The organism is Flagellimonas beolgyonensis (assembly GCF_003992615.1).
Lineage (GTDB): Bacteria > Bacteroidota > Bacteroidia > Flavobacteriales > Flavobacteriaceae > Flagellimonas > Flagellimonas beolgyonensis.
Map to the genome: position 1 here is coordinate 284,086 of NZ_RZMY01000016.1, position 11,149 is coordinate 295,234.

The following is an 11,149-nucleotide window of genomic DNA, read 5'->3' on the forward strand; positions in this document are numbered from 1 at the left end:
CAGCGGCAAATGACACCAAAGCAATTAGTGGAAAAGTGGATAAAAGTCTTCAATATGGCAGATGCCGATGCCATGGCTGAATTTTATCATGATGATGCCGTGAACCATCAGGTGGCCAATGAACCCGTTGTTGGAAAAAAAGCCATTCACGAAATGTTCAAAAAGGAATTTACTGCAGCCGATATGGTATGCATTGTGGAGAATATCTTTGAAGATGGAGCATGGGCCATTCTGGAATGGAAGGACTCGCTGGGCCTTCGAGGTTGTGGTTTTTTTCATATTGTTGATGGAAAAATCAAATTTCAAAGAGGTTACTGGGACAAGCTTTCCTTTTTGAAAATACACAACTTGCCTATCCCTACGAACTAAACCTTCACCTTAATGAAACCCATCAACCTCAAACAAAAACACGCCGAGTTTACCCAACAATGGCATCCACACCAAATAGCCGTTGTGGACGATATGCAGGTGCTCCTGGCCAAACTGCAGGGGGAATTTGTGTGGCATGCCCATGAACATGAAGATGAGCTTTTTCAAGTGCTCAAGGGTACCTTGTACATGCAATTCAGGGATCGCACCGAAGAAGTAAATGAAGGGGAGATCATTGTGGTGCCCAAAGGTGTGGAACACAACCCCATGACCAAAAACGGGGAAGAGGTGCATGTGCTGCTGTTCGAAAAACTGTCCACGGCCCATACCGGAAATGTGCAGCACGAAAAGACCCAGACCCATTATCCAAAAATCTAGGAGTTGTATATTTGACCCCATGAAAGTTCTCCATCTTGACACCAACCATCCGCTTCTGTTGGAACAGTTTGCGGCGCTCGGATTTGAAAATCACGAAGACTATTCTTCAACAAAAGAAGCTGTGGAACAAAAAATCCATTTGTACGATGGCATTGTGATTCGCAGCCGGTTTACCATTGATCAACAATTTTTGGACAAAGCCACCAACTTAAAGTTCATCGGCCGTGTGGGTGCCGGACTTGAAAATATTGATGTTAACTACGCCAGACAAAAAGGAATTTTTCTTGCCTCGGCACCAGAAGGCAACCGAAATGCAGTTGGGGAACACACCTTGGGGATGTTGTTGTCGGTGATGAACAAAATGTGCAAGGCCAACCGTGAGGTCAAAAAAGGCAAATGGGACCGTGAAGGCAACCGAGGTGTCGAATTGGACGGACGTACAGTGGGTATCATCGGTTATGGTAACATGGGAAAGGCGTTTGCCAAAAAATTGCGTGGTTTTGATGTGGAAGTAATCTGCTACGACATTGTAGGAGGTGTTGGGGACGAAAATGCCCGCCAAGTCGGGATCATGGAATTCCAACAAAAGTCGGATGTAGTAAGCCTGCACGTGCCCCAGACCGAAAAAACCGAAGGCATGGTAAACACCGAATTCATCAATGCCTTCCATAAACCCTTTTGGTTGTTAAACACCGCCCGTGGGAAATGTGTGGTCACCGAAGATTTGGTGGCTGCCCTAAAATCAGGAAAAATATTGGGTGCCGGTCTCGATGTGTTGGAGTACGAGAAAAAATCCTTCGAGAACATGTTCGTCCAAAAACCAAAGGCCTTCAAATACCTTAGAAAAGCCAAAAACGTATTGTTGACCCCCCATGTGGCCGGTTGGACCGAGGAAAGCAAGGTGAAACTGGCACAAACCATAGTGGACAAGGTGAAAGAAAGATTTTGCTAATTTTAAGGGTGAAAAAGACCGTCCTTGTTTTTTCGGCACTGACCATTGCCATCCTTTTACTTTTTAAATTCAGCACTTATTCCTATCTATCGGGGAACATAGCGGTGGAACTGGTTTTGGGAGCCATTGCCTTGGTCTTTTTTTTCGTCGGTCTTTACATCAATAAAAGGCAAGCCGGAAAACAACCCAATGCCAAAACAGAGATTGATCACAACATGATCACCCAACTCGGTATCAGTAATCGGGAATACGAGGTTTTGGTCCATCTTTCCAAAGGAATGTCGAACAAGGAAATTGCCGATTCGCTATTTGTTTCGGAAAGCACCATCAAAACCCATGTATCCAATTTGTTGGTCAAGTTGGACGCCAAGCGGCGCACCCAAGCTATCCAAAAGGCAAAAACACTCCACTTACTATCCAATTAATTTGGTTATTATCGTTGATCAACACTTTTTGGTACTTTAGTATGAGTGCCAAAATACTGGTTTGAGCTAGGTTTGAATCAACCATTTAATTAATAGATCATGAAAAAATCAATTTTAAGATATGGAGCCTATGGCGCCATTACCATCTGTGTGCTATTTATTTTCAGCTGGTATGTACTGGGCACGCTTTCACTTCCGGTACAGGAAGTTTTGGGCTATGTTTCCATTGTGGTTTCATTGAGCTTCGTGTTTTTCGGGATTCGACATTTTAGGGATAAGGAAAATGCCGGAAAGGTAAGTTTTAAACAAGCCTTGGCAATCGGGTTGATGATTACGCTAATCACTGCCTTTGTTTTCGGTTTGTTGGATGTGTTTTATACCGAAGTATTGAATCCCGGTTTTATGGATCAATACTATGCTGAAATTGCCGAAAACATGAAAGGCACTTTGCCACCCGATGAGTTGCGGGTAAAATTGGCCGAACTGGAGTCCCAAAAAGCCCAGTTTTCCAACCCATTGCTTTCGTTCGCTTTTATGGCAATGACGGTATTCTTGGTCGGGTTTATTATCACCTTGATTTCTTCCTTAATTCTACAACGCAAATAGTTCCGTTATGACCATTGACGCACAATCACCGGACGATTATATCGCCCAACTGCCCGAGGACAGAAAAGAAGCTGTTTCCAAACTTCGCGAAACCATAAAAAAGAACCTACCCGATGGTTTTGAAGAATGCATCAACTATAAAATGATCGGGTATGTAGTGCCCCATTCCCGATATCCGGATGGGTACCATTGCGACCCCAAACTGCCTTTGCCCTTCATCAACATTGCCTCACAGAAAAACTTCGTGGCTTTGTACCATATGGGTATGTATGCTAACCCAGACGTGTTGGATTGGTTCGTGAAAGAATACCCCAAGCATGTAAAGACCAAATTGGATATGGGCAAAAGTTGTATCCGATTCAAGAACACACAAAACATTCCTTATGGACTGATCGGGGAATTGTGTCAAAAAATCGGCCCACAGGATTGGATCGACATCTATGAACAAAACATTAAAAAAGCATGAAAAAAAGAGTAACAGGACTGGGAGGCTTTTTCTTTAAGACCCAAGACTCCGACAACATAAAGAAGTGGTATAAAAATCATTTGGGATTGAATACCGACTCCTACGGATGTACGTTTTGGTGGAAGGACCAGGAAGGCAATGACTGTTCCACCCAATGGAGCCCATTTAAGGAAGATACCACCTATTTTGCGCCCAGTGAAAAACAGTTTATGATGAACTTTCGTGTTGAGAACTTGGTGGAACTGCTCGAAGCGTTGAAACAGGAAGGAGTAACCATTGTGGGGGAAATGGAAGAATACGAGTATGGCAAATTCGGATGGATCTTGGACCCGGAAGGAAACAAAATAGAGCTCTGGGAGCCTGTTGATAAAGCCTTCCAGTAGCTATTGATTTATTTGCTACATTTAATCTTCATTAACCAACACATTAAATATCATGTCAGAAGAAAAAAAAGACTTCGGAGATAAAGCCGAAGAGGCAGCAAAAGAATTTAAAGAAGATGTAAAGCAAGCATTTGACCCCAGCAATCCGGAAAGCGGAAAGACCGTGGCCATTATTGCCCATATCACTTTGATCGGATGGATCGTAGCCATCATCATGAACAGTAGCAACAAAACGGAACTGGGTTCCTTTTACATCCGTCAAGTTTTGGGGATATTCCTGATTCTTTTTGTAATTTCTTTTATACCAGTACTAAACTTTTTGGGTTGGCTATTTTGTGCCATCCTTTGGATTATAAGCTTAATCGGGGCGATCAACGGCAACCGGAAGCCGGTATTTTTGGTTGGAGAAACCTTCCAAAACTGGTTCAAAAGCCTATAACAGAACACAAAAAGTCAGAAAAAATACACTTCTGGCTTTTTTATTTCATTGCTTCATCGTAATATTGCAATGTATAATTAAACCGTAGTATGGGACTGACGAAGACACATATGTTCACCGACAAACAAAACGAGCTGGCTCGAATCGCCAAAGTACTGGCACATCCTGCCCGTGTGGCCATTCTGGAATACATCAGCAAACAGGATGCCTGTATCTGTACCGACTTGGTGGATATTATCGGATTGGCGCAGCCTACCATATCACAGCACTTGAACGAAATCAAAAAAATTGGCCTGCTCAACGGCACTTTTGAAGGCAAAAACCTTTGTTATTGTATCGACCAGGAACGTTGGAAGGAAATCCAAGAAACCCTTCACACGTTCTTTTCCAATATTAACCGTAATTGTTGTTAACCATGAAAACAGCCGAATTCCTATCCCTGTTGCAACAGCACCAGGACAAAAGTTTACTTTTTGAATATGCACCCAACCAATTGGTCGGAGCCAACTACCACATTACCGAAGTAAAGAACATTACTATCGATTCTGTGGATTGTGGTGCCGGAACCGATTTTTGGAAAGAGACCATTGTACAACTTTGGGAAAGCCCCAAAGAAATTGGCAAAAGGGACTACATGTCTACCTATAAAGCCTTGGGCATTCTAAACAAGGTGAACAAGATCAAGCCGATGGTTTCCGATGCGGAAATCAAGTTTGAATACAGCAATGCCGATTTTCATACCGCCCAACTATTTGTAGATGACTACGCCCTGGATGAAAAGAAGTTGCTCCTAAAACTTTCCGTGGAAAAAACAGATTGCAAGGCCAAGGAAACCTGCGGTGTCGTTGAAAAACAGGCCGCAACGGAACAGGAACCCTGTTGTGCCCCTGGTTCAGGCTGCTGTTAAATCAATCCATATGACGATTCGTGATATGCACTCGGCAGATTGGGGCCAGGTTTCCCAAATCTACGCCGACGGTATTGCCACCGGATTTGCAACTTTTGAAACCTCCACCCCAACCTATGACCATTGGGACAAGGCCCACACGCCACATTGTCGATTTGTGGCCGAGGAAGCAGGAGAGATACTGGGGTGGGTGGCCTTATCTCCCGTTTCGAGCCGATGTGTGTACGGCGGTGTGGCGGAAGTAAGTGTTTATATTGCAACAAAAAACAGGGGAAAGGGTGTAGGAAAATTGCTGATGGAACACCTAATTTTGGAAAGTGAAAAAGCAGGCTACTGGACACTCCAATCCGGCATTTTCCCTGAAAACCTGGGTAGCATCAAACTCCATGAAAAAGTGGGTTTCCGCTACATCGGTAAAAGGGAGCGCGTCGGCAAAATCAAAGGAGTTTGGAAGGACAACCTACTATTTGAAAAAAGAAGCCAAATTGTTGGAATCGACTAAACAGAACTAAAAAATCCCTTATGAAAAATGTATTGGTACTTTGTACCGGAAATTCTTGCCGTAGCCAAATGGCGCATGGCTATTTGAACCACTTTCAAAACAATCTCGCAAACATTTATAGTGCCGGCATCGAAACCCATGGATTGAATCCGGGGGCCGTGGCCATCATGAAAGAGGATGGTGTGGACATTTCTCAACACACCTCGAACCATGTGGATGAATATGAAGGTATCGAATGGGACTACATCATCACGGTCTGTGACCATGCCAAGGAACATTGTCCGTACATCCCCTCCAAAAAAGCAAGGCGACTACACCAAAATTTTAGTGATCCATCCAAAGTGCATGGTTCCGAAAAGGAGATTCACGAAGCGTTCGAAGCTACCCGGGATGCCATCAAGGAATATTGCCACGATTTTGTAAAGGAAGAACTTATGGATTAAGGTCGTCCTCCGCAGGGATGGCCCCTTCCGCCATTTTACGTTCCAACTCGGCTTGAAACTCTTCCATAACGGGCTTCACGGTGCTTTCCGGCAGGTCCGCGATACGGATATACATAAGCCCGTCCACCGAATTATTGAACAACGGATCCACGTTGAAAGCCACTACCTTGGCGTTTTGTTTGATGTATTTTTTAATCAATACGGGTAATCGCAGACTTCCTGGTTCCACTTCGCTGATCAATTTGTCGAATTTGTTCAGGTCTGCTTGGGTTTCATCAAAGATGAACTCCTTATCGGCATCGTTCAATTTAACCTTGAACTCCTTTTTGGGACGAATGTATTGTGCCACATAGGGATCCCAATAGTTCGATTTCATGAACTCGATCATCAACGATTTGGAGAAATTGGAGAATTGGTTGCTGATGCTTACCCCACCAATCAAGTATTTATGTTCGGGATAGCGCAGTGTTGTGTGTACTATACCTTTCCATAACAAAAAGAGTGGCATGGGTTTTTGCTGGTATTCCTTAACAATGTAGGCCCTACCCATTTCTATGGATTTTTCCATCATGCCATATAGTTCCGGTTCAAAACGGAACAGGTCCTGAAGGTAAAACCCATCGATACCGTACTTTTTAAAGATCTGTGATCCCAAGCCCATTCGATAGGCCCCTACAATGGCCTTTTCATCATCGTCCCACAAAAACAAATGATGGTAATACGAATCGAACTTGTCCAGATCGATGGCATTATTGGTCCCTTCGCCCACTTCCCTGAAAGTGACCTCGCGTTGGCGGCCGATTTCATTTAAACAGAAAGGCATATCTTGTTGTTGGGCCAGGAATACCTCATAGTTCTTACTTTGCAATACGCGACAATCCTTTTCCCGCAACTTTTCAATTTCACCCTCCAACACCTTGGAGCTTACTGCCGTGGCTATTTTTTGGGGCGGTTTTGGTATTTTCAAGGATGTAGGCACCTTATCAAACAACCGTTCCTTTTCGTAAACGTTGGCTAGCAGATAGGTTTTTTTGCGCAGCAGTTCGGTAAAGGACTCCAAGGTGGGTTCCTCTTGTTGTGTACTCACGGAAATGGGCTGCCCCACGCGTACCTTGATGGGTCGCATACTTTGGGATGTGAGTTCCGAAGGGAGCTTTGCGGTTCGGAACACATCATTCATTTTGGAAAGGGTATAGAACAATCGACTGTTGCGTGCATGAAAGTAAATGGGCACTACCGGTACCTCGGCCTTTCGTATCAATTTGATGGCCGCCTCTTCCCATGGCCTGTCCACCACTAATTTTCCATCCCGATAAGTAGACACCTCCCCAGCTGGAAAAATACCCAAAGGGTGGCCATCTTGTAAATGTTTCAACGCCGTTTTAAAACCAGCGATACTGCTCTTCGCATCCTTATGGGTTTCAAAAGGGTTTACTGGCAAAATGAATGGTTTCAAGGGCTCGATGCGATGCAGCAAAAAATTGGCGATTATTTTATAATCGGGCCGTTCATTGAGCAAGAGTTTAAGTAAAAGTACCCCGTCAATACCACCCAAGGGATGGTTACTTATGGTGATGTAGGGCCCGGACTTAGGTAGCCGTTTGATGTCTTCCTCGGGGATTTCAAAGTCGATTTCGTAATGTTCCAATATCGCATCCAAAAACTCTGGACCGGGCAGTTCTTTGTTCTTGTTGTAAAATCGGTTTATGGTAGTGATCTTGGTGGCAACCATCAAAAGCCAGCCCACAAAGGTGCCCAAAAAGCCATACTTGTCCAGATGGATAACCTTTGCCACCTCTTTTGCCGTAACCAATCCCATAAAAAATCATGTTTAGGTAAGCGTAAAGATAGAAAATTACAATAATTGGTATCTGTCCACCTACCCAAACCGCAAAAGGCCTATTTTACAACAAGTTGCACAGTTTCCTTACCCCGTTGTTCCACCAATACCGATTTACCATTTTGAAGGGATTTGACCGCATCGTCATCAAAATGGCGTATAGTAAACAGGGATACATCCTCGTGGCACACCACTTTGAACTTTTTCTTCAATTCTTCCAACAATAGGGGCAATCCCTTGAACTTATTGTCCAAACAAACTGAAAAACTGATAGCGGAGTTCTGTATTAAATCCACCTTTAAACGATGGTCGGCCAACAACTTGAAAATTTCACTGATGTTATCCTCAACGATAAAGGAAAAATCCAAAGAAGAAAGTTTGAGCAACACCTGGTTTTTCTTCACGATGAAACAGGGCACCTTTGGAACAATACCAATCCCTTTGCCAACCGTGGTTCCCATATCCTTGGGATTTAAAAAAGATTTTACGTGCAATGGGATTTCCTTTCGCTGCAAAGGTTGCAAGGTTTTGGGGTGAATCACGGATGCGCCATAAAAAGCAAGCTCTATGGCCTCTCGGTACGAAATCTGTTCCAGCAATTGGGCCGTATCAAAATTTCGGGGATCGGCATTCAGAACCCCGGGCACATCCTTCCAAATCGTGACTGATTCGGCATTGAGACAATAGGCCAAAATGGCCGCGGTGTAGTCAGAACCCTCCCTCCCCAATGTGGTGGTGAAATTATTGTCGTCACTCCCCAAAAAACCTTGGGTAATGTTCAACTTGGATCTATCGATTTTGGCAGCCACTTCTTGTTGGGTACGTTCCCAGTTCACTTGGGCATCGCGATAGGTATTGTCCGTCTTTATAAGATTGCGTACATCCAACCAAGTGTTCACCAAGCCCACTTCATTAAGATAGGCACTGATGATCGTAGTGGACAACAGCTCCCCATAACCCACTACCTGATCGTAGACAAACCCGTATTTGGGAGATTTGTTCCAAACCAGAAACCCTTTTACCTCATCAAACAAATCCTTGACTTGTCCGTAAATGGGATGTTTGGGATTCTCGAACAAATTGACAAGAATACCATTATGGTAATCCGCCACTTCCTGGATGGCCGCATTGATTCCATTTTTATCGTTAAAATAGCATTCCACCACATTTTCCATGGCATTGGTCGTCTTGCCCATGGCAGAGATGACCACCAAGGTATCTTTATACCCGACTTCCTGCAGAACACGTACCACATTTCTAACCGCATCACCGTCCTTTACCGACGCACCACCAAACTTAAATACTCTCATGTAAATTTCTGATATTGTAAAAATGGATAAGCTCAGTTCAAGCTTTCCACATAATTTTTGATTCCGTTTTCATCCAAATGGACCACATCCCAATCCCTTAGAACATTGGCCCCTTTCTTTTCATAAAAGGCTATGGCAGGTTCGTTCCAGTCCAACACCTCCCAACAAATACGTTTTACCCCAAGTTTATGGCCGTATTTTACTACCTCATCCAATAGGGCGGTTCCAAGCCCACTTCCTCTCATCCGCTCTGCAACGATCAAATCTTCCAAATGAATTACCGGACCTTTCCAAGTGGAAAAGCGTGGGAATACCAAGGCAATGCCCCCGATACCATCGGAAGTCTCTGCAACAAAGCAATGAAACAGGGGTTGTTCCCCAAATCCGTGCGCTTTTAAATCCTCAACAGTGACCTCCACAGCATCCGGCTCCTTTTCAAAATGGGCCAATTCCTGTATCAGGCCCAATACCTGTTCCATGTCTTCGGGACGTGCATCCCTGATTGTAAATTCCATATTGTTAGAAATAAAACTCAAAGTTATAAAATTACAAAACTAAAGTCTTTCGAAATCGTTGTAGTTTCACAAAATGCCCGATATTTGTCCATAAATAAAACAGCTATTCATGTTCGAGCAGCAGCACCGCACATTAGGCGAATTTATTATCGCCAATCAAAACTCATTTCAGTATACATCCGGGGAACTTTCTAGATTATTGAACGGCATTCGATTGGCCGCCAAAGTGGTCAACCACGAAGTAAACAAAGCGGGACTGGTGGACATCATCGGTTCGGCAGGCGACACCAACATTCAAGGGGAAAACCAGCAAAAACTGGACGTGCTTGCCAACGAAAAGTTCATTCAGACACTCAAAAACCGAGAAATTGTTTGCGGTATCGCCTCCGAGGAGGAGGATGATTTTATCAGCATCAACAGTTTCGACAATCAGCATAAGAACAAGTACATTGTTTTGATCGATCCCTTGGATGGATCGTCCAACATCGATGTGAACGTCTCCGTTGGAACCATTTTTTCCATTTATCGACGGGTTACCCCAGTGGGCACCCCAGTTACTTTGGAGGATTTTTTACAACCGGGCAGAAACCAAATTGCAGCTGGGTACATCATCTATGGTACGTCCACCATGCTGGTCTATACCACTGGGGATGGCGTAAACGGATTTACCCTGAACCCTGCACTGGGCACCTTTTATCTGTCCCACCCCAAAATGCAATTCCCCGAAACGGGAAAAATTTATTCGGTGAACGAAGGGAACTATATCCATTTTCCACAAGGGGTGAAGGATTACATCAAATATTGTCAAATGGAGGAAGGTGATAGACCGTATACATCGCGTTATATAGGATCGTTGGTCTCCGATTTTCACCGCAACATGATCAAAGGAGGTATTTACATGTACCCAAAGAGCAGTAAGGCCCAAAATGGCAAGTTACGTCTACTGTACGAATGCAATCCCATGGCATTTTTGGCAGAACAGGCCAACGGTAAGGCGAGTGACGGATTTAGACCCATTTTGGACATACAGCCAACCGAACTGCACGAGCGCGTACCTTTCTTCTGTGGAAGCAAAAAAATGGTGGAAAAAGCAGAGGAGTTTATGGCCAAGGCCAAAGTTTAGTTACACTCCCGCTTGATCAATTCGTGATAATCTTCAAAGTCTATTTGGCCAGAAAAAATGGCAATGGATTTATTGATCACTTCTGTTGCCTTTTTAGGAGAAAATCCTAATCCAATAGCATACTTTTCCACAATAATGCGCTCATCTTCATCGATGTAGTGGTCGGAAAAGATGATTTGGAAGAATTCGAACAGCCTTTTAAATCTTTTTTCGCCGCTATGTGGGGTTTCAATAGGGTATTTGTTCTCCTTTTTCATCACTTCCTTGAACTCTTGTTCGGTGATATTCAGTTTAAAGGCGAATTTTTCCAAAACCGCTTTTTCCTTCGGATTTATTTCCCCATCAACGGCCGCCAAACTTGCCAAAGTTGCAAAATGGGCAAGGTTTTTTCGGTGGTCTCCGTGCTCGTATAGATCTAAAATTGGCATATCGAAAATTTTATACTGCAAATATAAATTTTATCGCAAGAAAGCCCATGTGTGGGCATGAAA

The 11,149-nt window shown here is 43.8% G+C and carries 17 protein-coding genes; 13 read left to right on the top strand and 4 right to left on the bottom strand.

Annotated features, from left to right (window positions below; translation table 11 throughout):
- The first annotated feature begins 9 nt into the window (after positions 1-9).
- The 12 genes from EO131_RS12265 (at position 10) to EO131_RS12320 (ending at position 5,870) form a co-directional block, all read left to right on the top strand.
- Entirely contained in the window at positions 10-369 is a 360-nt protein-coding gene (locus EO131_RS12265; protein WP_127022450.1) for a nuclear transport factor 2 family protein, read from the top strand.
- A 12-nt stretch (positions 370-381) separates the two neighbouring features.
- Positions 382-747, top strand: coding sequence for a cupin domain-containing protein (locus EO131_RS12270; RefSeq protein ID WP_127022453.1), 366 nt, complete (start codon positions 382-384; stop codon positions 745-747).
- A gap of 19 nt (positions 748-766) precedes the next feature.
- Positions 767-1,699, top strand: a complete 933-nt coding sequence (locus EO131_RS12275; RefSeq protein WP_127022456.1) for a 2-hydroxyacid dehydrogenase — start codon at positions 767-769, stop codon at positions 1,697-1,699.
- A gap of 8 nt (positions 1,700-1,707) precedes the next feature.
- Complete coding sequence (locus EO131_RS17350; protein WP_127022460.1) at positions 1,708-2,124, top strand: response regulator transcription factor; 417 nt, start codon at positions 1,708-1,710, stop codon at positions 2,122-2,124.
- Positions 2,125-2,223: 99 nt separating this feature from the next.
- Positions 2,224-2,730: a DUF4199 domain-containing protein gene (locus EO131_RS12285; protein ID WP_127022464.1), complete on the top strand. Its 507-nt coding sequence runs from the start codon at positions 2,224-2,226 to the stop codon at positions 2,728-2,730.
- Positions 2,731-2,737: 7 nt separating this feature from the next.
- On the top strand, positions 2,738-3,196 hold the full coding sequence (locus EO131_RS12290; protein WP_127022467.1) for a DUF1801 domain-containing protein: 459 nt from the start codon (positions 2,738-2,740) through the stop codon (positions 3,194-3,196).
- Positions 3,193-3,579: a VOC family protein gene (locus EO131_RS12295; RefSeq protein ID WP_127022470.1), complete on the top strand. Its 387-nt coding sequence runs from the start codon at positions 3,193-3,195 to the stop codon at positions 3,577-3,579. The genes EO131_RS12290 and EO131_RS12295 overlap by 4 nt, the downstream gene beginning before the upstream one ends.
- Before the next feature lie 52 nt (positions 3,580-3,631).
- Complete coding sequence (locus EO131_RS12300) at positions 3,632-4,018, top strand: YtxH domain-containing protein (protein ID WP_241243837.1); 387 nt, start codon at positions 3,632-3,634, stop codon at positions 4,016-4,018.
- 89 nt (positions 4,019-4,107) lie between these two features.
- The gene (locus EO131_RS12305) at positions 4,108-4,431 is read left to right on the top strand and encodes an ArsR/SmtB family transcription factor (RefSeq protein WP_127022475.1); all 324 of its coding nucleotides are present in this window, start codon (positions 4,108-4,110) and stop codon (positions 4,429-4,431) included.
- 2 nt (positions 4,432-4,433) lie between these two features.
- Positions 4,434-4,925 (top strand): DUF6428 family protein, encoded by a 492-nt coding sequence (locus EO131_RS12310; protein WP_127022478.1) that lies wholly within the window; start codon positions 4,434-4,436, stop codon positions 4,923-4,925.
- 10 nt (positions 4,926-4,935) lie between these two features.
- On the top strand, positions 4,936-5,427 hold the full coding sequence (locus tag EO131_RS12315) for a GNAT family N-acetyltransferase (protein WP_127022480.1): 492 nt from the start codon (positions 4,936-4,938) through the stop codon (positions 5,425-5,427).
- Between the two features lie 20 nt (positions 5,428-5,447).
- Positions 5,448-5,870 carry an arsenate reductase ArsC gene (locus EO131_RS12320; RefSeq protein WP_127022483.1) on the top strand — a complete coding sequence of 141 codons (423 nt, stop codon included), beginning with the start codon at positions 5,448-5,450 and terminating at the stop codon, positions 5,868-5,870.
- Here EO131_RS12320 and EO131_RS12325 read toward each other — a convergent pair.
- The 3 genes from EO131_RS12325 to EO131_RS12335 form a co-directional block, all read right to left on the bottom strand.
- The gene (locus EO131_RS12325) at positions 5,860-7,689 is read right to left on the bottom strand and encodes a GNAT family N-acyltransferase (RefSeq protein WP_127022486.1); all 1,830 of its coding nucleotides are present in this window, start codon (positions 7,687-7,689) and stop codon (positions 5,860-5,862) included. The genes EO131_RS12320 and EO131_RS12325 overlap by 11 nt on opposite strands.
- Positions 7,690-7,769: 80 nt before the next feature.
- On the bottom strand, positions 7,770-9,020 hold the full coding sequence (locus EO131_RS12330; RefSeq protein WP_127022489.1) for an aspartate kinase: 1,251 nt from the start codon (positions 9,018-9,020) through the stop codon (positions 7,770-7,772).
- Positions 9,021-9,052: 32 nt separating this feature from the next.
- Entirely contained in the window at positions 9,053-9,535 is a 483-nt protein-coding gene (locus tag EO131_RS12335; protein ID WP_127022492.1) for a GNAT family N-acetyltransferase, read from the bottom strand.
- A gap of 109 nt (positions 9,536-9,644) precedes the next feature.
- Between EO131_RS12335 and fbp the strand changes: the two genes are divergently transcribed.
- Positions 9,645-10,658: a class 1 fructose-bisphosphatase gene (fbp, locus tag EO131_RS12340; RefSeq protein ID WP_127022495.1), complete on the top strand. Its 1,014-nt coding sequence runs from the start codon at positions 9,645-9,647 to the stop codon at positions 10,656-10,658.
- On the opposite strand, the gene EO131_RS12345 is transcribed toward fbp, so the two are convergent.
- A complete protein-coding gene (locus EO131_RS12345; protein WP_127022498.1) occupies positions 10,655-11,086 on the bottom strand; it encodes a tellurite resistance TerB family protein in 432 nt (143 codons plus the stop codon). The genes fbp and EO131_RS12345 overlap by 4 nt on opposite strands.
- Positions 11,087-11,149: the final 63 nt, after the last annotated feature.